This is a genomic window from Arthrobacter sp. 8AJ (assembly GCF_902506025.1).
In the GTDB taxonomy this organism is placed as follows: Bacteria; Actinomycetota; Actinomycetes; order Actinomycetales; family Micrococcaceae; genus Arthrobacter.
Window position 1 is genome coordinate 1,543,907 of record NZ_LR733289.1, and the last position, 22,764, is coordinate 1,566,670.

Consider the following 22,764-nt stretch of genomic DNA (forward strand, 5'->3'; position numbering starts at 1 on the left):
CCGTGGCCCCCGTTGAGGATGGAGTTGATCAGGATGCCGCCCAGGATGGCACCGCCGAGGCCGCCGCCGCCTCCGCCGCCGAACATGCCGCCGCGGCCGAAGCCTTGGTTTGCGTAGCCGTCAAAGTGGTCCACGTCGGCCTGGGCCAGCTGCGCGGCCTGGGCGGCCAGAGCGTGGGCCTGCTGCGCATAGGTGAGGGCGGTGACGGGATCGGTGCGGGCGATGGACAGGGCGTAGTCGAGGTTCCGCTGGGACTCGGCCAGCCGGGTGCGTGCTTCGGTGCCCACGCCGCCGCGGCGGGCGGTGATGTAGTCGGAGGTGGCGCTGATCTGGGCCTGGGCCGACATGATGGTTTGCTGCAGGGATGCCTGCGCGCGGCGGGCCTGCTCCTGCTGGTCGCGGATGCCGGTCAGGGCCTGGTCCAGGGACTGGTGTGCGGTTTCCACCCGCTGCAGGGTGGCGATGGGGTCGATCCTGCCGCCCTGGATTTCGGTCTTCACCTGTGCCAGTGCAGCCTCCACCGCGGCCACGGGGCCGGCCAGCTCCGCGTGGGTGCCGGACTGGATCATTGCCTTCGCCTGGGCAAGGTCCTGGGACGTGTCCACGACGGCGGCTTCCAGGCCGTTGCGGGCCTCGTCGAGGTTGGTGGCGACCTTGGAAATGGCATCCAGGAGGACGTTGGTCTGGTGCAGGCTTTCCTCGGCCGCACGGACGGCCACGGCAGCCAGGCTGCCTTCGCCCGAACCGAGCTTCTGCTGGGCGGTTTCGGACGCATTCTGCACAAAGGCGAGCCGTTCCTTGGCCTGCACGATGTTGTCCGAAACCTGTGCCAGCGCGCTGTCCGCGTATTTGGACCGCATTTCCTGCAGGGACTGTTCGGCGCTGGAGATCTTGCCGTCGGCCTCGCGGGCTCCGGCGTTGACGGCTGCCAGGGCCTGCGGGGCGTTCTTCTCCAGCTCGCGCAGGGAGTCAAAGTCCGCCTTCTGCTCCTGGAGGGACTCGAGCGCGGCCTCCGAGCGGCGGATGATCTCACCCAGCCAGGTCCGCTGCTGCTCTTCGGTATCCGGGATGTGGTCATCGAGCTGCTGCTGCAGCTTGAAGGACTCCGTCATGTGGGCCTTCGCTTCCGCCAAGGCTTTGGTGAAGTTTCCGACCGCGGAATCACCGTACTGCGCCTGGGCGAAACCGAGCTCCTGCTCGCTGGACTTGATGGCGTCATCCGCTTCGATCAGCAGGGAACCGCTCTTCCGGCGAAGTTCCTCCACGCTGAGGGATGCCAGCGGATCGAGTTCGGCGCCTTGGGGGCCGTAGCTTCCGCTGGAGGCCACCTGGCCGGCGGCCTTCTTCCGGCGGTTGCGGAAGTACAGGTAGGCGCCGCCTCCGGCGACCACCACGCCTGCACCCACCAGGAGGCCGGCTCCGGCGCCATTACCGGAAGAGACGTTGCCGCTGCCGCCGCCGGCGGCGTCGCCCACGGCGGAGGCGGTGTCAATGGCTGCCTGCGCGTAGTCCTTCTTGCCACCCGCGAGGTTGGCCACCACGGCATTCTGGGTGATGTTGGAGCGCTTGGAGTAGATGGCGCTGGCCGAATTGGGGGAGAAGTAGTACTTGCCCTGGTCGGTGGCGATGGCAAGGATGACGTCCGCCTTGCCCATACCCTTGGTCTTGGCCACAGCCTGGCTCCAGGCCGTGGGGTCGGAGGGGTTGTCGAAGGACTTTACCGTGACCACGTAGAGGTTGTACTTGTGGTCCTTCAGCAGCTTCTGGATCGCATCCTGGACCTCACCCTTCCGGCTGCCCAGCACGTTGGCGTTATCAACAATGTTGGTCCCGGAGGGAATGGTTACCGGGTCTTCGGCCCAGGCGGCGCCGGCGGGTACCGCCAGCAGCCCGGCAAGGCCGATCACGGCGAGGATACGTTTGAACTTTGACCGCATGTGCAACCCTTCAGCACGCCTGACACCGATTCGGGACGAATCAGTCGTCGAATCCAGCAGCGCCCCCACGCTTGGTGTGAAGCCGCAGGTCGCTGTGGCAATTCATCTTGATTCTATGGTGCACCCCACAGCCAGTCCATGCGGCCGAATATGCCGCCAGCGAAACGCTCCGGCGGCGCAACAGCCATCGGCCCGGCATTCAGCAAGCTTTCAGCAAACATCCGAGCTTGTTCCAGCGGGACGGGTCATAGTTAATGTCAGACGAGCATGAAAGGAAGTCCCATGACTGAGAATCAAACCCCAGGGCCGGTCCCGGAGGACAACCAGGGGGACAGCCGGAGCCCGTGGCAGCAGCAGGGCCCGCAGCAGCCCGGAGACCGCCCGGCACCTGCTCAGTATGGGAATGGTGGAGCCCCCGGGGGACAGGAGCGTGGCTACAACGCAGGGGACCGGCAGCACAGCCCCGCAAGGCCCCATGAAACCCAGGAATTGCCGGGTGCACCCCGCCCCGTCTACCCCCAGCGGCAGCCTTTCTACGGCCAGTCCGGACATTATGGCCAGCAGCAGGACCAGCACGGCCACCCCATGCCTGGCGGAAGCCAAGGGGCGCCCAACGGAAGCGCCGGCCTCGCGCCAAACCCCAAGGATGCCCCGCGCCGGAAGGCAAGCTTCGGCGTCGGTACCCTGGTGGCAAGCATCCTCGCAGCAGGGCTCGTGGGCGGCGGAGTGGCAACGGTTGGTGCCGGTGAAATGTTTGGCAACACCGGGTCCAGCACCTCGACCGTCGGCAGCAGCAACCAGCCCGGCACAGTCATCGTCAACAACAAGGACGATGTCAACGCCATCACCGCCGCCGCCGTGAAGGCCTCGCCGAGCGTCGTCACCATCAGCGCCACCAGCGGCAGCTCCGGGGGCACCGGTTCCGGCATCGTCCTGGACGACCAGGGGCACATCCTGACCAACACGCACGTGGTGACCCTCGATGGCCAGACCGCCAATGCCACCCTGGAAATCCGCACCAGCGACGGAAAGGTCCTGCCGGCGAAGCTGGTGGGCACCGACCCGCTGTCCGACCTCGCCGTCATCAAGGTTGACGACACATCAGGACTCACCCCTGCCACGCTCGGTGATTCCTCCAAGCTCAACGTTGGCGACACCGCCATTGCCATCGGTTCCCCGCTCGGCCTGACCGGAACGGTCACGGACGGCATCGTGTCCACCCTCAACCGCACCATCAGCGTGGCATCGTCCGCAGCGCCCAAGGGCGGTGACAACAGCCAGGGCGGTGACCAGGGATTCCAGTTCGCCCCTCCCGGCGGCGGCCAGAGCCAGCAAAGCTCCAGCGAGGGCTCCATCGCCATCAACGTGATCCAGACCGATGCCGCTATCAACCCCGGTAACTCCGGCGGCGCCCTGGTGAACAGCAAGGGCGAGATCATCGGCGTGAACGTGGCCATCGCATCCGCCGGGTCCGGCACGTCAACGTCCCAAAGCGGTAACATCGGCGTTGGGTTCAGCATCCCCATCAACAACGCCAAGCGGGTGGCGCAGGAAATCATCGACAGCGGCAAGGCATCCCACGGGCAGCTCGGCGTCAGCGTCAAGGCCAAGGCCTCTGCGGGCGGGTCCTCCGAATTCTCGGTTGGAGCCGACGTGGCCACCGTTGACCCCAATTCAGCGGCAGGCAAGGCCGGCATCAAGGTTGGCGACGTCATCACGAAGTTCAACGACCTCACCATCGGCGAACCGAACCAGCTGACCGCGGCCGTGCGTGAACAGCCTGCGGGCTCCAAGGTGAAGATCACCGTCCAGCGCGGCGGCAGCGAGCAGACGTTCGACGTCACGCTGGGTGCTGCAGCCAGCTGACGCAGGGCAGCATCAACGCCAGGCACATGACGACGGCGGCGTCCCCACCTGAGGGGGCGCCGCCGTCGCCATGTCCCGGAAAAAGCCTGACACAGGCGTTAACGGAAGAGGGCGCCGGGACGCGCCGATATGGTTAGCTAGGGTTTACCCGCCTGCCGGGCATTCGCGGCCATGTCCCACCCGGCTGGCTGTCCACAAGCATGGAAGGCTGCTGTAGAAACAGTGGAAGAGACATTGAAGATCGTAGTCCTGGTCAAACATGTACCGGACGCCCAGTTCGACCGTCACCTCAACGGGGAGGGCAATACCGCGGACCGCGACGAAAGCATCCTGTCCGAGCTTGACGAATACGCGCTCGAGGCAGCACTGCAACTGGTGGAGGCACGCGGCGGAAGCAAGGCGGGCAACCAGGTCATCGCCCTGAGCATGGGGCCCGCAGGAGCCGTCAACGCGGTCAAGAAATCGCTGCAGATGGGCGCCACCGAGGGGGTCCACCTCACGGACGACGCCCTGGCCGGTTCCGACGCCGCGGCAACCTCGCTTGCGCTTGCAGCCGCGGTCCGCCACCTGGGTGACGTGGACCTGGTCATCACCGGCATGGCATCCACCGACGGCGAGACCTCGCTTGTTCCGGCGCAGCTGGCCGAGCGGCTTGGGCTGCCGCAGGTGACGTTCGCTTCCACGCTGGAGGTCGACGGCGGCCGGCTGACGGCCCGCCGCGATGCCGACACCTCCTCCGAAACGGTGGAGGCGCCGCTGCCCGCCGTTGTGTCCGTGACGGACCAGATCAACGAGCCGCGGTACCCCAATTTCAAGGGCATCATCGCCGCCAAGCGCAAGAGCATCAGTACGCTGTCGCTGGCCGATATCGGGGTGGACCCCGCCCAGGTGGGCTTCGCCGGTTCCTGGACCACCGTGACCAGTGCGGAAGAGCGGCCGCCCAGGACTGCCGGCACCATCATCACCGACGAAGGCGACGCCGGCATCAAGCTGGTTGACTTCCTGGCCGCCCAGAAGCTGCTCTAAGAGGGACACCGACATGGCAAAAGTACTTGTATTCATCGATAACCCCGGCGCCTCGCTCAAGAAGAGCAGCCTCGAGCTGCTGACCCTGGCGCGTTCCCTCGGCGAGAGCACCGTGGCGCTCAACGGAGACCTGTCCGACGCCGCCGCCGCCACCTTTGCCGAGTACGGCGTGGGAACCATCCTGCGTCCGGCAACGGATGACCTGGACGACTTCCTGGTGGCGCCCAAGGCGGCCTACCTGGCCGCGGCAGCGGAAAACACCGGCGCCGGCATCGTGCTCCTGGACAACTCGCCGGAAGGCAAGGAAATAGCGGCACGGCTGGGTATCCGCCTGAATGCCGGCGTCATCACCGACGTCGTCGCCGTGGATCCGGACGGCACCGCGCACAAGTCCGTCCTTGCCGGCTCCTACAACACCGCCTGCAAGGCCACCACCCCTGTGTCCGTGCTGACCCTCAAAGCCAACAACGTCACTCCGGAACCGGCTCCCGCCGCCACCAGCCCGGAGACCGCCACCGTGGAGGTACCGGCAGTAGCCGCCGCGGCCAGGATCACCGCGCGGGAGCAGAAGGTGGCCAGCGGCCGTCCCGACCTCACCGATGCCCGCATCGTGGTGGCCGGTGGACGCGGCATGGACGGAAACTTCGGCCCCGTCGAGGAACTGGCCGATGCCCTCGGCGCCGCCGTAGGTGCATCGCGTGCCGCCACGGATGCCGGATGGATCAGCCATGACGCGCAGGTTGGGCAGACCGGTAAGACCGTCTCCCCGCAGCTTTACATTTCGGCAGGCATTTCCGGCGCCATCCAGCAGAAAGCCGGCATGCAGACGTCCAAGGTCATTGTTGCGGTCAACAAGGACGCGGAGTCGCCGGTGTTCGAGATCGCCGACTTCGGGATCATCGGCGACGTGTTCGACGTGCTGCCGCAGGCCACCGCCGAGATCAAGAAACGAAAAGGCTAATTCTTTGACTGCCTCCCACGAGCAGGCACAGAGCCCGTTCAACCCGGATATCCACCGGGTTGGGCGGGTGCTCTGTTTTGCGGCACATCCTGACGACATCGACTTCGGCGCTGCCGGTACCATCGCCGCGTGGACGGCAGCGGGCGTGCAGGTGAGTTACTGCATCATGACCGACGGCGACGCGGGCGGCTTCGACCCCGCCCACCGCGCCGACATCATCGCGATGCGCGACGCCGAGCAGCGCCGGGCGGCGGAACTGGTGGGCGTCACCGACATCCACTACCTCCACCAGCGTGACGGGTACCTCGAGGCCTCGCACGAGGTGATGAAAGGGGTGGTGCGGCTGATCCGCGAGATCCGTCCCGACGTCGTCCTTGCCATGCATCCGGAACGGAACTGGGAACGGATCCAAAAGAGCCATCCTGACCACCTGGCCGTGGGGGAGGCGGTGACCCGGGCGGTGTACCCGGCCCTCGAAAACCCGTTTGCCTACCCGGAACTGGCAGAAGCAGGCCTGGAAGCGTACAAGCTGCCGTGGCTGTGGCTCTACGCCGGCCCCGGGGAACGGGAAAACCACTTCGTCGACGTCACCGGCCAGGTGGAAGCCAAGCTCGCCGCCATCCACGTCCATGTGAGCCAGCACCCGGACGTGGAGGCCATGGAGGCCACCGTCCGCCAGGGCATGCACCTGAACGCCGGCAGGGCCGGCTTCCCTGAGGGGCGCAGCGCGGAGGCGTTCCATGTGGTGGCAATCAATGGGCCCGGCACCATCGCGGGATTCTGAGTTAAACCAAACGCCCCGTTCCTTCCGGTGGGAGGAACGGGGCGTTTTGGGTTGAGGCGTTTCCGGTTACTGCGGGTGCTACGCGCCCAGCGGGGCCGCCGCCACCGTCGGCAGCGTCGGTGCCTTGGATCCGCCTGCAGGCTCGACAGTAATGCCCAGTGATGCCGCCGAGTGGATGCCCTGGACCACGGCAGGCTTGGACAGCGCCTGCTCGTCCATCAGGCCCTGCGACACCGGAGCGGAGCCGTCCTTGGGTATCAGCCACATCTGGTAGACCTTGCCGGCCGGGGGAGCGGGCACACCGCTCATCTTCACCACGGCTGCGTCCTCTGACGCGGAGATCAGGAGGGTTGCCTTGCCGCCGCCCACGACGTTCACGGAGGCCTCACGCAGGTCGTTGGCCCTGGCCACCTGGTTGACGGGATCGTTCTGGTCAGCCATGTACGCGCCCACGCCTACGCCGCCCAGGGCGATGGCTGCTGCCGCTGCCACGCCCACCAGCCACCGGCGGGTGCCGGATCCGCCCCGGCGTTGCTCCCGGCGCTTCCGGGCCTCTGCCAGTTCGTCCTGTGGCCCCTGCCGGGGAGGCAGTGCCGTACTGCCGGCCGGCGTCGGTGCGCCCCCGCCGGTCAGGCCGTCCTGCCCGGGGAACTGGGCGGGAAGCTGGGCGACAATCCGCTGGAACAGGTCCGACGGCGGTTCCTCCTCTGCACGGAACGTGCGGACCAAGGCCTCCCGGGACTGGCGGACACGCTCAAGGAAGGCCCGGCGTTCCGTTTCCGGGGCAGTCGAGATGTAACGGTCGATGGCTTCGCGTTCCTGCTCCGTGACCGCATCCAGGGCGTAGAGCTCAGCAAGGTCGACGGCGCGGCCGGCAGCAATGTCCATGGCCACGGTGTCCCCGAAGGCACGTGACATGCCGTCGCGGCTTTCATCCATTCCACTCATCTCAACTCACCCCCAAACAGGTCTTCAATCGGATCAGTCCATCGCGGATGCGGGACTTGATAGTGGGCACTGCTGCGTTCAGCCGTTCTGCGACTTCCCGGTAGGTGAGGCCGCCGTAGTAAGCCAGGCGCACGGACTCCTGCTGGGTTTCGGTCAGCGTCCCCAGGCAGCGGACCACCGCCTCGGCCTCCAGCCTGCTGCCCACCTCATCGGACACGCTGTCGTGATCGATCTCCTGCGTGCTGGCACCGTACTTGGCTTCCCTGTCCGTGGAGGACTGCGACGAGCGGACCTTGTCCACCGCGCGGCGGTGCGAGATGGTCATCAGCCAGGACAACGGGCTGCCGGCCTGCGGATCGAACTTCGCAGCGTTTTGCCAGACCTGCAGGAAGACTTCCTGGGTGGTGTCTTCACTGAGCTCAGGGTCGATCAGGACGCGGCGTGCCATGCCGAAGACCCTGCGGGACGTGAGCTGGTAGAACTCGGCGAAAGCCGCCTGGTCCCCGCGGGCAATCCCCGCCAAAAGGGCCGAGAGGCGTTGGCTGAGGTCTGCAGGTGGGTCGGTCACCGCGGCGGAGCCTTCGGAGTTCGGCGCGTTGGGAGTTTCCATTACCTCCAAGCATAAGTCTCCGGGCGACGGATCCTCAGCAGTGCCGTGCCGACTGCGGTTGTCCGGCCTGGAACGTGCCTCCAGTAGGGTCACCTGCCGCTCCTTGGTCCGCTCGAATGTCTTCAAAAGTCATTCGGTGCCGCGTGGAGGGTGGATGGGGCAGCCGGCAAGTTTTTCCGTGCCGGCGTGGACCGGTGCCCGGCGGGGCTAGATCCTGGCGCCGGCGAAGCCCTGCTGGCGCCAGGCCTCGTACACCGCGATGGAGGCGGCGTTGGCCAGGTTCAGGGAACGGAGGGCCGGCAACATGGGCAGGCGCACCGTGGCGGTCACGTGGGGATCGGATTTCATCTCCGGCGGCAGGCCCACTGATTCACGGCCGAAGAGCAGCACATCTCCCGGACGGTAGGCGATGTCCGTATAGCTGGTGGTGCCGTCCGAAGTGAACGCGTAGACGCGTTCGGGCTGCAGGTGCTCCCAGGCGTCTTCGATGGTCTTGTGCACGGTGACGACGGCGAGGTCATGGTAGTCGAGCCCTGCCCGGCGCAGTTTCGCGTCGGAGAAGTCGAAGCCCAGGGGTTCCACAAGGTGCAGTTCGGCACCGGTGATCGCGGCAAGGCGGATGGCGTTGCCGGTATTGCCGGGGATTTCAGGTTCATGGAAAAGGATGCGGAACACCTCCCCATCCTAGCTACCCACGGTCAGTGCATGCCGCGCAGGAGCCTGGCCAGGACCGGGATGTTCACGGTGTTGGGAGCCGGGCCGGACGCCAGGAATTCCTTCAGGCCGCGCACCATGCCCGCTGCGTTGACGATCTGGACGGTTTCCAGGTCTCCTGCGGGGCGGCGGTGGTGATCGATCACCGGCTCGTGGAGGTTGCCGTCGGGGCTGTGCACCACGGTCCATCCCGTGACGTTGAGCTCGGGAAAGATGTCCTGCATGGCCCACACCACCCGGGCGAGCTGCGGGGGTGCCACCGCGCGGCCCCCGTGGTTGAGGGTCCGTCCGTCCCAGGCATAGGCGCCCTTGGGCAGGAGCATCGAGTTGACCAGGGCCAACCGGTAGCCGGAAAGGACAGCGTGGTCGATGTGGCTGTTGTCCGCCGGCGACTGCAGGCCGTTGATCAGCCGGGCGGCGGGGATGGCCGGCAGCACCTGCCGGGTCAGCAGCTGCACGGTGCGCATTTCCCGCTGGATGCGGGCCTCGGCGCCGAAAATTCCCCGTTTCCGAGGCATTCCGTGAACCTGCTGCCGCGCCTGTGCCAGCGGGATGAGCGGAGCGTCGTTTCCCTCGTAGGGGGGAACGTATACGGGCGGGTCCCCCGCTGTATTCCTGACGTTGCCCGGCCGGCGGACTGTGGCGGACGCCCGGCTTCCAGCGGCGGGGGCATCAAAGTGGGCGCCGTCGTCGGACGAAGCGTCCCGGACGGTGCCCGCGCCGTAGGAGCGGTCGTACGCCTTCCTGCGCTGCGGATCGATCAGCGTCTCATAGGCAGCGGTTACGCGGCGGAACGTTGCGGCGTCGCCCCCGTGGTCCGGATGGGCCATCCTGGCCGCGCGGCGGTAGGCCACCTTGATTTCTTTCTCGGTGGCGGTGACGGCCACCCGGAGGACCTGGTAATGGGAGCTGCTGCTCTCGGTCAAGCAATCTTCCTTCTCTTGGTGCGCGGCTTCCTCAGTCCCGGCGGGAAAGCGGAGCGCCCGCCCAGTCTAGCCATCGTGGATGGTGCGCCTGCGGTGACAACGAACATCCCGGGCTGGTGGGTTCCCGGAAGGCCGGAGTCTAGACTCGTGCGTGCGCGGTGCGAACACCGGTTGAAGGGGATGTGACGCAGTGGAGATGGAGATGCCGACGACGGCGGAGCGGGCCGGCAGGGCATGGCACGGGGGAGCGGCCCTGGTGATCGGCTGCCTGGGGGCCGTGCTTTTGAGCGGATGCAGCGTTGACGTCCTGGATCCCTCCGTCACCGCAGCCCCCGCCGGCACTCCGGTGCTGGCCACACCCACCATCACCCCCGGCCATGATGCCGCGGCGGTGGCAGCGCGTGATATGCCCTTCGCTGCCGGCGGCGACCTGGCTCCCGGAGTGCCCGTGGGAATCTCCGATGATCTCAAAGGTGCGCCGGGCTGGAAGCTGGCGAAGGAAAACGTGGCCGGCGCCAGCCAATATGCCAAGGCCGATGGCTGCATCGTTTCCGCACGGGCCACCACCGGCCAGGCGGCGCTGGTCCGCGGTGACGACCGGGAGTCCACTGTTGCCCTGTTCCAGTACCTGGACGCAACCATCCAGCCCTCGTACTTGAAGACGGCAACCCTGCAGTGGGGTGGTACCCCGGAGGCTCCCGGCCGGAACGTGGAGGTGCTGGCGCTGGAGCAGGCAGCTCCCGGCGGGCGTGCCATTGCGTTACTGGCAAGGGTTTTCGGTACTGCCGGGTCATCGGCCTACGTGTCGGTGTCCTGTCCGGATGCGGCAACACTTGGCGCGGCCCGCCAGGACGTGGCCCGGTACCTGCCGCTGGTGCCGCCGGCCGCGTAAGTCCCTGCGTTGACAGGCGCAAAACCGCCGGCGGCTGGAGGGCTCAGCCGCCGGCGGGTCTGTGTGGCTGCAATGTCCTGCGCCCGGCAACCGCCAGCGGAGTCACGCAGTGGTCCGGCTGGTCCCCACTGACAGCCGGTTGAGGGCCAGGGCGCCAACCAACAGCCCGAAGTCACGCAGCGCGACGTCGTAGAAGCTGCCCAGCAGGAGCAGGTTGATGATGATTCCGGCCAGCCACGCGGCCACGATCAACGAGCCGTATTTAGGACGCACCGCCACGGCCACGCCGGCGATGATTTCCACGACCCCCACGATGTACATGAAGGTCTGGGCCGGCAGCGGCACGATGGCCGTGGCCTGGGGTGCCAGGTACATGGTCCAGTGCGTGAGGATGTTGGTGAATTTGTCTAGGCCGAAGAGGATCGGTGCGACGGTGAACACGGTACGCAGGAGCAGGAACGCCTGCCGCGCCGGCGGCACGGTGGCTGGTGCATGTTGGGCCCGCATTGCCGATGCTGATTTCATGGTGCTCTCCTTCTAAAAGTAGGTAGGCCAATTTTAGAAAGATGACGGTCTATAATCAAGACATCTTGACTTTGGAATTGGAGGCGCCATGTACCGACTTCCCTGGGCGGACAGGATTGCTGCCGTTGCCTCGCTGACCGACGCCAAGAGGCTGCAGCTTTTTGAACTGGTCGCAGCCTCACCCCGCCCGCTGGGACGCGACGAGGTGGCCGAAACTGCCGGCATGGCGCGCAGCACCGTCTCCTTCCATCTGGACAGGCTGGTCCAGGACGGCCTGCTGGCTGTGGAATTCCACAAACCCGCCGGCAGGACCGGTCCGGGGTCAGGTCGTCCCGCCAAGATGTACCGGCCGGTTGGAAGTGAAGTGGGAGCGTCCATACCGGACCGGAACTACGACCTCGCCGGGGAGCTGATGGCCGAGGCCATCGAGGCCACCGAGGGCGAAGGATTGGCGGTAGGGGAGTCATTGCGCGCCGTCGCCTTCCGGAAAGGCCGGGAACTGGCAGAAGGTTCTGCAGGCCTGGAAGAGTTCCTGGCAGAAACGGGCTACCAGCCGGAGCCCGACGGGGACGGGGGATACCTGCTGCCCAACTGCCCGTTCCACCGGCTGTCGCGGTCCCATGCGGCAGTGGTGTGCGGCATGAACGGCGCCTTCCTGCGGGGGGCTGCGGTTGGCTGCGGCGGCGCCGAGGACCGGGTTGTCCCCGTTGCGGGCCACTGCTGCGCACGGATTACCGGCGGGAGCTGACCGCTCCACGCGGCGGCCACCAGGACCGGCCGCGATAGAATTGGAGGATGCCCGCCTACCTCGACCACGCCGCCACTACGCCGCTTTCCGGTGCCGCGCTCGCTGCCTTGACGCGTGAACTGGCACGGACCGGCAACCCCTCATCGCTGCACGGCTCCGGCCGCAGGGCGCGCCGTGCCGTCGAGGACGCCAGGGAGGCCATCGCGGCCGCGGCCGGCGCCCATCCCTCGGAGGTCATCTTCACTTCCGGAGGCACCGAGGCGGACAACCTCGCCGTGAAGGGCATGTACTGGTCCCGGGTGGCAGAAGACCCAAGGCGGCGCCGCATCCTCTGCTCCGCCGTCGAACATCACGCAGTCCTGGACACTGTGGAATGGCTCGAACGCCACGAGGGCGCCGACGTGGCGTGGCTGCCGGTTGACGGTGACGGCGTTGTTGACCTCCAGGCCCTCGAAGAGGAGCTCTCGCGTGACCCCGGCGCCGTGGCGCTGGTGACTGTCATGTGGGCAAACAACGAGGTGGGCACCATCCAGCCCATCAGGCAGATCGTGGAACTCGCGCACGCCGCCGGCGTCCCGGTGCACTCCGACGCCGTCCAGGCATTCGGCTCGGTGCCGGTGCACTTCAAGGATTCCGGCCTGGATGCCATGTCCATCTCCGGGCACAAGATCGGCGGCCCGGTGGGTGTTGGCGCACTCCTGTTGGGGCGGGCCGTCAAACTCACCCCGGTACAGCATGGCGGCGGCCAGGAGCGCGACGTCCGTTCCGGGACGCTGGACACCGCCTCCATCGCTGCCTTCGCCGCCGCCGCGGAGTCTGTCGCTGCCGGGCTGCCCGCCGAGGCGGCCCGGATCGCAGCCCTGCGCGACCGGCTGGTCGACGGCGTCCGCGAACGTGTTCCGGAGGCGGTCCTCCGCGGGGCGCCCGGCGACCGCCGGCTCCCGGGCAATGCGCACTTCACGTTCCCCGGCTGTGAAGGGGACTCATTGCTGTTCCTCCTCGACCTTGCCGGCATCGAATCATCCACGGGTTCGGCCTGCACGGCAGGGGTGCCCCGCCCCTCCCACGTGCTGCTGGCCATGGGCCTGGACGAGGAAACGGCGCGCGGAGCCCAGCGGTTCAGCCTGGGGCACGCCTCCACGGAGGCCGACGTCGACGCCCTCCTTGCAGCGCTGCCCGAAGCTTATTCGCGGGCGCGCCAGGCCGGCATGGCCGGACACGAGTCCTCCATCCAGACCGCGGGCACCGCGGCGCGGCAGGGTTTCCCGGGCGCTTGAGCGCCGGCGGGCGCGTCCCGGCGCCCGCTCCGCCGGGTGTGGAGCGGGTTGATTTGCCTGCCGCCGTAGAATGGATAGGCGAAGATCGTTTCCGCCCCCGGTACGTCCAGCACGGGCCCGGGCAGCGGGCATCCCCCAACAGAAAGCCAGCATGCGAGTACTAGCAGCCATGAGCGGTGGAGTTGATTCTGCCGTTGCCGCCGCCCGCGCGGTGGAAGCCGGGCACGACGTCGTCGGCGTCCACCTGGCCCTTTCGCGCATGCCGGGCACCTTGCGTACGGGCAGCCGCGGCTGCTGCACCATCGAGGACTCCCGGGATGCGTGGCGGGCCTGCGACGTGCTGGGCATTCCCTATTACGTGTGGGATTTCTCCGAGCGCTTCAAGGAAGACGTCGTCCAGGACTTCATTGACGAATACGCCGCCGGCCGGACGCCGAACCCCTGCATGCGCTGCAACGAGCGCATCAAATTTGCAGCCCTGCTGGAAAAGGCCATCGCGCTGGGCTTCGACGCCGTCTGCACGGGCCACTACGCCAAGGTCATCGAGGACGCTGACGGCAACCGGGAACTGCACCGCGCGGCGGACTGGGCCAAGGACCAGAGCTACGTCCTGGGCGTCCTCACCCACGAGCAGCTCAAGCATTCCATGTTCCCGCTGGCGGACACCCCGTCCAAGGCCGAGGTACGCGCCGAAGCGGAACGGCGGGGCCTCTCCGTGGCCAACAAGCCCGACAGCCACGACATCTGCTTCATTCCCGACGGCGACACCGCCGGCTGGCTGGCAGAGAAGATCGACATGGCCCAGGGTGACATCGTGGATGAAACCGGCGCGAAGGTAGGGGAGCACCCCGGCGCCAACGCCTTCACCGTCGGCCAGCGGCGCGGCCTCAAGCTCGGAACCCCCGCCGCCGACGGCAAGCCCCGCTTCGTGCTGGAAATCCGGCCCAAGGAAAACAAAGTGGTGGTCGGTCCCGAGGCGCTGCTGGCCATCGATGAGATCCGCGGCATCAAGGTCTCCTGGGCGGGCCTGCCCATCGCCGAGGTGGAGACAGGCGCCGAGTTCGAATGCTACGCACAGGTCCGGGCGCACGGGGACCCGGTTCCGGCCACCGCGCGGATGGAGCCCTCCACTGACGGCGCCCCGGCAACCCAGTTGGTGGTCCGTCTGGTGGCGCCGCTGCGCGGTGTCGCGCCGGGCCAGACGGTTGTGCTCTACCAGGGCAGCCGCGTGCTGGGGCAGGCCACCATCGACGCTGCCCGCTCGCTCCAGCGCGCCGCGCTGTAACGAGTCCGCCTTCAGCACCGCCACGGTTCTGCCGTGGCGGTGCTTTGCTGTGTCCGGGCGGCGTCCCTTGACGGTGCTGCCGGGCTCCGCCGGGTAACTTTTAGGAAAATTTTGTGTTTGAACTCACAAAAACGGCCGTCCTGAGGGCTGACTCTCTGATTCAATCTAGGGATCAGCACTGCACGCCGGCGTCTGGGGCTATCAACCTATGACCGCGGGCGTGCGCGTACTCATCGGAAAGAAGTTCACAGATGATCAAGAGCACAACGGCCCTGCACCGCGCCATCGCGCTGGCAGGCATCTCCGCCCTGGCCCTGACAGCCTGCACAGGGCCCTCGGGCGGCGGCGGGGGAACGTCTACCGGCAATGCCGGTGGCGGTGCCATCACTTTCGGAACGACGGATAAAGTCGTTACCCTCGACCCCGCCGGCTCCTACGACGCAGGATCCTTCCTGGTGATGAACCAGGTCTACCCCTTCCTGATGAACTCCAAGCCCGGCTCGGCTGAAGTCAGCCCGGACATCGCTGAGTCCGCGTCCTTTACCTCGCCCACAGAGTTCACGGTGAAGCTCAAGCCCAACCTCAAGTTCGCCAACGGCCACGCGCTTACCGCTTCGGACGTGAAGTTCTCCTACGACCGCGTGGTGAAGATCGACGACCCCAACGGGCCGGCGTCCCTGCTCTCGAACCTCAAATCCGTTGACGTCAAGGACGACACCACCGTGGTGTTCAACCTCAAGGCAGGGAATGACCAGGTCTTCCCCAGCGTCCTGGGCACCAACACCGGACCCATCATCGACGAGGAAGTCTTCCCGGCGGACAAGGTGATGAGCGATGAGGACATCGTCGCCGGAAAGCCCTTTGCCGGCCCCTACACCATCGATTCCTACAAAAAGAACGAACTTGTCAGCCTCAAGGCCAACGCTGACTACAACGGACTGCTGGGCAAGCCGGCCAACGACAGTGCCGTCATCAAGTACTACGCCGACTCCAACAACCTCAAGCTGGACGTCCAGGGCGGCAACATCGACGTTGCCGGCCGCAGCCTGACCGCAACCGACGCCGCGGACCTGGACAAGGATTCCAAGGTCAAGGTCTACAAGGGACCCGGCGGCGAACTGCGCTACATCGTTTTCAACTTCGACACCATGCCTTTCGGCGCCAAGACACCGGAAGCCAACCCCGCCAAGGCCCTCGCGGTGCGGCAGGCCATGGCTGACATCGTGGACCGCCAGGCCATCTCCGACCAGGTCTACAAGGGCACCTACGTCCCGGCGTACTCCGTGGTTCCGGACGGCCTGCCCGGGGCAACCCAGCCCATGAAGGAGCTGTACGGCGACGGCAACGGCAAACCGAGCCTGGACAAGGCCAAGAAGACCCTGGCGGACGCCGGAGTCACCGGCCCGGTCAACGTGAAGCTGCAGTACAACCCCGACCACTACGGCAAGTCCTCCGGTGACGAGTACGCCATGGTCAAGGAGCAGCTGGAGAAGTCGGGCCTGTTCACCGTGGACCTGCAGTCCACCGAATGGGTGACCTACTCCAAGGCACGTACCGCCGACGCCTACCCCGTCTACCAGCTGGGCTGGTTCCCGGACTACTCGGACGCGGACAACTACCTCACGCCGTTCTTCATCCCCGGCAACTTCCTGAAGAACCACTACGAGAACCCCACCGTCACGGACCTCGTGCAGAAGCAGCTCACCACGCCGGACAAGACTGAGCGCCAGAAGCTGATCGGGGACGTCCAGACGGCCGTTGCCAAGGACCTGTCCACGCTGCCGCTCCTGCAGGGCTCGCAGCTGCTGGTGGCCGGGAAGGACGTCAAGGGTGTCGAGAAGACCCTGGATCCCTCCTTCAAGACCCGCCTTGGCGTCCTGTCCAAGTAAGCACTCCACCCCCATCGGGCTCTGACGGGCCAGAGGCGGGACGCCGCAACGGTGTCCCGCCTTTTGCCGGTCATCAGCCAGCAACGAGGGGACTGCTGGCTCCCGGTCACCACGAATCCAGGTACCGATGACAACTTTGATTGACGCGCCACCCAGTGACGCCGACGCACTCCTTCCGCCCAAGAAAAAGCAAACAGGAGGCGGGCTGGGCCAGTACATCCTGGTCCGCTTCCTGCTGATCTTCCCCACCATCCTCATCCTCGTCACCATGGTGTTCTTCCTGATGCGGATCACCGGTGACCCCATCACCGCCGCCATGGGCGGACGGCTGCCCCCGGAACAGCTGCAGGAAAGGATCCACGCCGCCGGATACGACCGGCCACTGCTCGTGCAGTACTTCGAATACCTGGGCCAACTGGTCACAGGGAACTTCGGCACCACGCTTTCGGACAACCGCAAGGTCACCGAGATGCTCACCACCTACGGGTCCGCCACGCTGGAGCTTTCCATCAACGCCATCATCGTGGCGCTGCTGGTCGGCATCCCGCTTGGCATGGTCGCCGCCCACCGGCGTGACCACCTGCCGGATGCAGTGCTCCGGATCCTCGCCATCCTGTTCTACGCCACCCCGGTGTTCTTCGCCGGCATGCTGCTCAAGCTGGTGTTCTCCGTATGGCTGGGCTGGCTTCCGGTCGCCGGCCGCGCAGGGACCAGGACCGAACTGTCCCTGACCGCGCTGGAGGCGCCGACCGGCATCTACTGGCTGGACGCCCTGCGCAGCGGAAACATGGCCGCCTTCAGCGACGTCATGTCCCACGCGGTCCTTCCGGCGCTGGCACTGGGTCTGCTCACGGCCGGCGTTTTCCTGCGCCTGGTCCGGACCAACGTCATCGGTACCCTCGGCAAGGACTATGTGGAGGCCGGGCGCTCACGCGGTGTCAGCGAGTTCCGCCTGGTGACCAAGCACGCCTACAAACCGGCGTTGATTCCGATCATCACGGTCATGGGCCTGCAGATCGCCGTCCTTCTCGGGGGCGCCGTGCTGACTGAGACGACGTTTGAATGGAAAGGCCTCGGTTTCCAGCTGGCCAACTACCTCACGGCGCGCGACTTCGTCGCCGTGCAGGGCATCGTGGTGCTGCTGGCCGTCATCGTCGCCGTCACCAACTTCATCGTGGACATCATCGCCGCGCTGATCGATCCCCGCGTGAGGTACTGAAATGTCTGCCAATACAACTCTCGAACCCGTCGCCAACCCGCGGGCTTCCCTGTTCCGGCGGCTGCCGGTTGTTTCGCACTTCAACAAAAGCGTCGGCCTGCAACGGTTCATGCTGGTGGTGGGGCTCGTCCTCACCGGCATCTTCCTGCTCACCGCGCTGGCCGCACCGCTGCTGGCGCCCTACGGCTTCGCGCAGCTTTCGGATGCCGACGGCAGCTTCCCCACCCAGCAGGCCCCCGGCGGGAAACACCTCCTGGGCACCACGGTGGGCGGTTACGACGTCCTGTCCCGCGTGATCTGGGGTACCCAGACGGCACTCCTGGTCATCATCGTGGCCGTGGTCCTCTCCATCTTCGCCGGGGTCATCCTCGGCCTGGTGAGCGGCTACATCGGCGGGTGGCTGGACCGCGTCCTGGTCGTCGTGGCTGACGCCATCTATGCCTTCCCGTCACTGCTGGTTGCCATCGTCATGGCGATCGTCATCAGTGGTGGACAGTCCAGCCTGTTCGGCGGCATCCTGGCGGCGGCCATTTCCATCACGGTGGTGTTCATCCCGCAGTACTTCAGGGTGATCCGTGCCGAAACCATCCGGCTCAAGGCGGAGCCCTTCGTCGAGTCCGCCAAGGTGGTGGGGGCGTCAAACATCCGCATCATGACCCGGCACATCTACCGCAACGCCACCCGCACCCTGCCGCTGATTTTCACGCTCAACGCGTCTGAATCCATCCTTACCCTGGCAGGGCTGGGCTTCCTGGGCTTCGGCATTGAGCCGAGCTCGGCGGCCGAGTGGGGATTTGACCTCAACAAGGCGCTGGCCGACACGACCTCGGGCATCTGGTGGACCGGGCTGTTCCCGGGCCTCGCCATCGTGTGGACAGTCCTCGGGCTGACGCTCGTGGGCGAAAGCATCAACGACCTCAACGATCCGCGGCTCCGCGGCCGCAAGCGCAGCAGCCGCAAGGCGGCAGCCGCTGCCGTACCGGCCACTCCTGCCGTTCCCCATGGATCCGGCACCGAAACAGAATTGAGCAACCCGTGAGTGAGAACCCCGGTTACGAAAATCCCGGTTCAGTGTCCGGCCGTCAGGACCAGGACCGGAAGACAGTACTGGATATCGACCACCTGAAGGTCACCTTCGCCACGGACGGTGGCGACGTGTACGCCGTCAAGGATGTCAGCCTGGACGTCAAGGCGGGTGAGGTCCTGGCCATTGTGGGGGAATCCGGCTCCGGCAAGACGGTCACCGCCAAGACGATCCTTGGCCTGCTCCCGGAAACGGCTGTGAGTTCCGGCGCGGTGCTGATCAATGGTGCCAACGTCATCAGCCTCAGCCCCGGCCGGTTGCGCCAGATCCGCGGCCGGGACGTGGCCATGGTCTTCCAGGAGCCCTCAACCGCCCTGAACCCCGTGTTCACCGTCGGTTGGCAGATTGCCGAAGGCATCCGTGCCCACACGGGTGCCAACGGCGGTAGGCGGGTATCTGCCAAGGAGGCCAAAGCCCGGGCCATCGAGGCGCTGGGCAAGGTGGGTATCCCCGATCCCGAGCACCGGGTCAACTACTATCCGCACCAGTTTTCCGGCGGCCAGAAGCAGCGCGTGGTGATCGCGGCCGCCCTGGCGCTGAACCCCGGCCTGATTGTTGCCGACGAGCCCACAACCGCCCTGGATGTCACCGTCCAGGCGGAAATCCTGGAACTCCTCCGGGACCTTCGGGACAAATATGGCACCTCGATCGTGCTGATCACCCACAACATGGGGGTCGTGGCCGACCTGGCGGACCGGGTGGTGGTGATGTACCAGGGCGACGTCGTGGAGGAAGCTTCAGCGAAGAAGCTTTTCGCTGAACCAAAGCAGGACTACACCCGCAACCTCCTTGCCGCGGTGCCGCACCTGGGCCGCAATTCGGTGTCGGAAGGCCTCACCGAGCGGCGCCACCAGGATGAGGAAGTTCTGGTGGCCGCCGACAACCTGGTGATCGAGTACCCGGGGCGCTTGGGGACACCGGCCTTCAAAGCCGTTGACGGTGTCAGCTTCACCCTGTCCAGGGGTGAGGTCTTCGGCCTGGTGGGGGAGTCGGGGTCCGGCAAGACAACCATCGGCCGCGCCATCGCCGGGCTCAACCGGACCACCGGCGGAAGCCTCAAAGTGCTGGGCTACGAGATGCTGAACCTTCGGGAACGCACGTTCAAGCCCCTGCGCAAGGACATCGGCTTCGTGTTCCAGGACCCTGCCGCCTCCTTCAACCCGCAGCTGACCATTGGCGAATGCATCGCCGAGCCCATGCTCATCCACACCCGGCCGAGCGACGCCCAGGCCCGCAAGCGCGTTGGCGAGTTGCTTGAATCGGTCCAGCTGCCGGCGTCGTACGCGGGACGGTACCCGCACGAACTGTCCGGCGGCCAGCGGCAGCGGGCATCACTGGCGCGTGCCCTGAGCCTGAACCCGCGCCTGCTGATCGCTGATGAGCCGACGTCGGCCCTGGACGTTTCGGTGCAGGCAAAAGTCCTGGAGCTGTTCCGGGACATCCAGGAGGAGTTCGGGTTCGGCTGCCTGTTCATCAGCCACGACCTTGCCGTGGTGGACATCCTGTCCTCCTGGGTGGGAGTGCTGTACAAGGGCAAACTGGTGGAGCAGGGGATCGGCAGCCAGGTCATGGGCAACCCCCAGCACGACTACACCCGCCGGCTGATCGCCTCCCTGCCGGTGCCGGACCCGGCCGAACAGGCCAAACGCCGGGAGGAGCACCGCGCGCTCCTGGGAATCTGACCCGCAGGAAGTCCTGCAGGCAGTCCAGCCGCGGACAGCGCCGGTGCCGTCAGATGGGCGGCACCGGCGCTTCACACCCGCGGTGGTTCCTCCGGCTCCCCTAGACTGGAGCCATGACGCAGCACAACCCCAGCTCTCCTGGCGCCGACGAATTTGATCCATCCGCCAGCTCGCTTGCAGGCCATGTGGACGATTCGGTGATGGCTGAACTGCTGTCCATCCGCTCCAGCATTGACAACATCGACGCCACCTTGGTGTACCTCCTGGCCGAGCGCTTCAAGGCGACGCAAAAAGTGGGCTTCCTGAAGGCAAACCACCGACTCCCCGCCGGTGACCCGGGGCGTGAAGCCGCGCAGATCGCCCGGCTGCGCCGCCTTGCCGAGGATGCCCACCTCGACCCGGCCTTCGCGGAGAAGTTCCTCAACTTCATCATCGGTGAAGTGATCCGCCACCACGAGGCCATTGCCGAGGACCACCAGGCCTCCTCGGGCCAGCAACCGCAGACCTCCGCGCTGGCGTGAACCGGGAACAGCGCCATGCGGGCTCCGGCCCGCGTCCGGCGGGTGCCCCTTTCACCGGTGATCCATCAAACGCTGCCTCATCAAACGCGGCCTCTGCCACCCAGCCCCGGGCCAAGGAAGTCACGGCCACCGGCCTGGGCCCGTGGCCGGGCGAAGATCCGCTGGAAGCTGCCCGGATCATCCGCGGTGAGCTTGGCGGCCCGCACCTTCCCTTCCTGGCTGAACTGCCGGACCGTGGGGTAGGGTCCGACGCCCTGGGCCGTACCGCCTCCCTCCTGGAGGAACTCGCGGTGGATGTGCAGCCGCACGGTTGGCGGCTCGTGGACCGCCCGGGCAAGGACATGCGGCGGGCAGCGTCGGCGCTGTCCACCGACCTGAACGTCCTGGCCGATGTTGTCGGCGCGGAAGACGTATCGGCGGGTGAACTCAAAGTGCAGTTGGTGGGACCGCTGAGCCTTGCCGCCGGCTTGTACCTGCACAACGGTGAACGCGCCCTGCTGGACTACGGCGCCCGAAGGGACCTGGCCGCCTCCCTCGCGGCGGGCGTGGCCGGTTACCTCAGCAGGGTGGCCGCGGCCGTGCCCGGCGCCCGGCTCGTGGTGCAGGTGGACGAGCCCGCCATTGCCGCCGTCCTGGCCGGAACCATACCCACCGCCAGCGGGTACCGCACCCTCCGCGCGATTGCGGGATCGGAAGCACGCGAGTCATGGCGCCTGGTCCTGGACTCCCTGCGTGCAGCCGGTGCAGCCGAGGTTGTCGTGTCCTTCCCCGAAATCGAAGCCCCCATCGACCTGGCCCTCTCGGCAGGGGCTGACGGCGTCGCGTTGCCGCTGAAGGCATTGACCAACCGCCAGTGGGAGCAGGTGGCCGGAGCGGTGGAGGCTGGGAAACAGTTCTGGGCTGGTGCCCTGGACGTGCCTGCCGGCGGTCCGCTGCCCGAAGTGGCCCAGTGCGTGGAATCCGTCTGGCGCCCCTGGCGCCAGCTGGGCCTGCCGCCGTCGCTGCTGGGCGCCATCCGGGTGACGCCCTCGGAAGGCCTGGCCGGCCACACACCTGCCCAGGCCACGGCCGTCCTACACCGGCTCACGCAGGTAGCCGACGGCCTGAACCAGCAGGCGCTGGGTTAGCTAGACCCTGTTTTCCCAGCGGTCCGGCTGGGCGTAGCGGGGCAGGTAGCTTTGGGCGGAACTGCCGCCGGTGTACGGGCGCAAGCGGTAGTCGAAGGCCCCGGCGTATACCAGGACCAGGCCGATCTGCGGCTGGATGACCTTCACCTGGATGCGGTGCCGTCCGTTGCTGCCTTCGGCCGGGTCCCACCACTGCTCGGCGTAGGCCTTGGCGTCGAGGGCGGCCGGAAGCGGCACCCGCAGAGGACCCATGAAGAGCCTCGACGCCTCCGAAACGCCGCGCAGCCTGCCCTCAGCCGTGACACTCAGGTTCAGGTCCGTCACCAGCCGCCGATAGCGTCCCACGTAGTCCACCAGTTGGGTGTTGGCACCCCTATGGGTGGCACTGGTGGTGTCCTGGAAGAGCCGGGTGCGGTCCGGGAAGCGGATTTCACGGCGGGCGGTAAGGCTGGAGCGGCCGAACGGATCCTGGTGGGCGTGGTTCTCGATCCGGAACGGGATGTTCTCACCGTATTCCGGGAAAAAGGCCTCTTCGCCGCCCGCCAGCCGCAGCAAAGGGCGCAGCCACCGCTGGCGGCACCCCACGACGTCGAACGTTCCTTCCCCTACCCCGTACTGTCCGGAACCCGGTGCCAGCGAGAAGTACTCCTGGAGCTCGGGCTGCAGCCGGGAGAACCCGGTGCCCAAGGCCTGCCGGTAGATGGGGACGTTCATGACGTGGACCTCCTGTTGCCTGCGGCGGC

Annotated in this window: 21 protein-coding genes; 14 read left to right on the top strand and 7 right to left on the bottom strand. The window is 66.7% G+C overall.

The features are described from left to right. Positions 1-1,937 (bottom strand): TPM domain-containing protein (locus BACI349Y_RS07205; RefSeq protein WP_159631532.1); only part of this gene is annotated, 1,937 nt, incomplete at its 3' end. A gap of 282 nt (positions 1,938-2,219) precedes the next feature. Between BACI349Y_RS07205 and BACI349Y_RS07210 the strand changes: the two genes are divergently transcribed. The 4 genes from BACI349Y_RS07210 to BACI349Y_RS07225 all read left to right on the top strand — a co-directional run bounded on the left by BACI349Y_RS07210 (position 2,220) and on the right by BACI349Y_RS07225 (position 6,574). Further along, positions 2,220-3,803: a trypsin-like peptidase domain-containing protein gene (locus BACI349Y_RS07210; RefSeq protein ID WP_159631533.1), complete on the top strand. Its 1,584-nt coding sequence runs from the start codon at positions 2,220-2,222 to the stop codon at positions 3,801-3,803. A gap of 234 nt (positions 3,804-4,037) precedes the next feature. Continuing rightward, positions 4,038-4,829, top strand: a complete 792-nt coding sequence (locus BACI349Y_RS07215) for an electron transfer flavoprotein subunit beta/FixA family protein (RefSeq protein WP_159631534.1) — start codon at positions 4,038-4,040, stop codon at positions 4,827-4,829. Positions 4,830-4,842: 13 nt separating this feature from the next. Next, the gene (locus BACI349Y_RS07220; protein ID WP_159631535.1) at positions 4,843-5,790 is read left to right on the top strand and encodes an electron transfer flavoprotein subunit alpha/FixB family protein; all 948 of its coding nucleotides are present in this window, start codon (positions 4,843-4,845) and stop codon (positions 5,788-5,790) included. 4 nt (positions 5,791-5,794) lie between these two features. Continuing rightward, the gene (locus BACI349Y_RS07225) at positions 5,795-6,574 is read left to right on the top strand and encodes a PIG-L deacetylase family protein (RefSeq protein ID WP_159631536.1); all 780 of its coding nucleotides are present in this window, start codon (positions 5,795-5,797) and stop codon (positions 6,572-6,574) included. A gap of 78 nt (positions 6,575-6,652) precedes the next feature. Here BACI349Y_RS07225 and BACI349Y_RS07230 read toward each other — a convergent pair whose 3' ends face one another. The 4 genes from BACI349Y_RS07230 to BACI349Y_RS07245 all read right to left on the bottom strand — a co-directional run bounded on the left by BACI349Y_RS07230 (position 6,653) and on the right by BACI349Y_RS07245 (position 9,772). Next, positions 6,653-7,513 (bottom strand): anti-sigma factor domain-containing protein, encoded by an 861-nt coding sequence (locus BACI349Y_RS07230; RefSeq protein WP_159631537.1) that lies wholly within the window; start codon positions 7,511-7,513, stop codon positions 6,653-6,655. 10 nt (positions 7,514-7,523) lie between these two features. After that, positions 7,524-8,132, bottom strand: coding sequence for a sigma-70 family RNA polymerase sigma factor (locus BACI349Y_RS07235; RefSeq protein WP_159631538.1), 609 nt, complete (start codon positions 8,130-8,132; stop codon positions 7,524-7,526). A gap of 207 nt (positions 8,133-8,339) precedes the next feature. Then, complete coding sequence (locus BACI349Y_RS07240) at positions 8,340-8,807, bottom strand: tRNA (cytidine(34)-2'-O)-methyltransferase (protein ID WP_159631539.1); 468 nt, start codon at positions 8,805-8,807, stop codon at positions 8,340-8,342. Between the two features lie 23 nt (positions 8,808-8,830). After that, complete coding sequence (locus BACI349Y_RS07245) at positions 8,831-9,772, bottom strand: J domain-containing protein (RefSeq protein ID WP_159631540.1); 942 nt, start codon at positions 9,770-9,772, stop codon at positions 8,831-8,833. A gap of 196 nt (positions 9,773-9,968) precedes the next feature. On the opposite strand from BACI349Y_RS07245, the gene BACI349Y_RS07250 reads away from it, so the two are divergent. Continuing rightward, entirely contained in the window at positions 9,969-10,664 is a 696-nt protein-coding gene (locus BACI349Y_RS07250) for a hypothetical protein (RefSeq protein WP_201302507.1), read from the top strand. Between the two features lie 102 nt (positions 10,665-10,766). Here BACI349Y_RS07250 and BACI349Y_RS07255 read toward each other — a convergent pair whose 3' ends face one another. Further along, positions 10,767-11,189, bottom strand: a complete 423-nt coding sequence (locus BACI349Y_RS07255; RefSeq protein ID WP_159631541.1) for a hypothetical protein — start codon at positions 11,187-11,189, stop codon at positions 10,767-10,769. Positions 11,190-11,277: 88 nt separating this feature from the next. Between BACI349Y_RS07255 and BACI349Y_RS07260 the strand changes: the two genes are divergently transcribed. The 9 genes from BACI349Y_RS07260 to BACI349Y_RS07300 all read left to right on the top strand — a co-directional run bounded on the left by BACI349Y_RS07260 (position 11,278) and on the right by BACI349Y_RS07300 (position 22,021). Further along, positions 11,278-11,937 carry a helix-turn-helix transcriptional regulator gene (locus BACI349Y_RS07260; RefSeq protein ID WP_159631542.1) on the top strand — a complete coding sequence of 220 codons (660 nt, stop codon included), beginning with the start codon at positions 11,278-11,280 and terminating at the stop codon, positions 11,935-11,937. 47 nt (positions 11,938-11,984) lie between these two features. Further along, a complete protein-coding gene (locus BACI349Y_RS07265; RefSeq protein WP_159631543.1) occupies positions 11,985-13,214 on the top strand; it encodes a cysteine desulfurase family protein in 1,230 nt (409 codons plus the stop codon). Positions 13,215-13,365: 151 nt separating this feature from the next. Next, a complete protein-coding gene (gene mnmA, locus BACI349Y_RS07270; protein WP_159631544.1) occupies positions 13,366-14,499 on the top strand; it encodes a tRNA 2-thiouridine(34) synthase MnmA in 1,134 nt (377 codons plus the stop codon). Between the two features lie 251 nt (positions 14,500-14,750). Continuing rightward, the gene (locus BACI349Y_RS07275; RefSeq protein WP_159631545.1) at positions 14,751-16,388 is read left to right on the top strand and encodes an ABC transporter substrate-binding protein; all 1,638 of its coding nucleotides are present in this window, start codon (positions 14,751-14,753) and stop codon (positions 16,386-16,388) included. Between the two features lie 127 nt (positions 16,389-16,515). Beyond that, entirely contained in the window at positions 16,516-17,607 is a 1,092-nt protein-coding gene (locus tag BACI349Y_RS07280) for an ABC transporter permease (RefSeq protein WP_159631546.1), read from the top strand. A gap of 1 nt (position 17,608) precedes the next feature. Then, positions 17,609-18,646, top strand: coding sequence for an ABC transporter permease (locus tag BACI349Y_RS07285; protein ID WP_159631547.1), 1,038 nt, complete (start codon positions 17,609-17,611; stop codon positions 18,644-18,646). A 32-nt stretch (positions 18,647-18,678) separates the two neighbouring features. Beyond that, positions 18,679-20,373 carry an ABC transporter ATP-binding protein gene (locus BACI349Y_RS07290; protein WP_159635340.1) on the top strand — a complete coding sequence of 565 codons (1,695 nt, stop codon included), beginning with the start codon at positions 18,679-18,681 and terminating at the stop codon, positions 20,371-20,373. 113 nt (positions 20,374-20,486) lie between these two features. Next, complete coding sequence (locus BACI349Y_RS07295) at positions 20,487-20,894, top strand: chorismate mutase (RefSeq protein WP_159631548.1); 408 nt, start codon at positions 20,487-20,489, stop codon at positions 20,892-20,894. Positions 20,895-21,028: 134 nt separating this feature from the next. After that, on the top strand, positions 21,029-22,021 hold the full coding sequence (locus BACI349Y_RS07300) for a hypothetical protein (protein WP_159635343.1): 993 nt from the start codon (positions 21,029-21,031) through the stop codon (positions 22,019-22,021). Here the strand turns inward: BACI349Y_RS07300 and BACI349Y_RS07305 are convergent, their stop codons facing one another. Further along, a complete protein-coding gene (locus BACI349Y_RS07305) occupies positions 22,022-22,735 on the bottom strand; it encodes a DUF4166 domain-containing protein (RefSeq protein WP_159631549.1) in 714 nt (237 codons plus the stop codon). It abuts the gene before it with no gap. Positions 22,736-22,764: the final 29 nt, after the last annotated feature.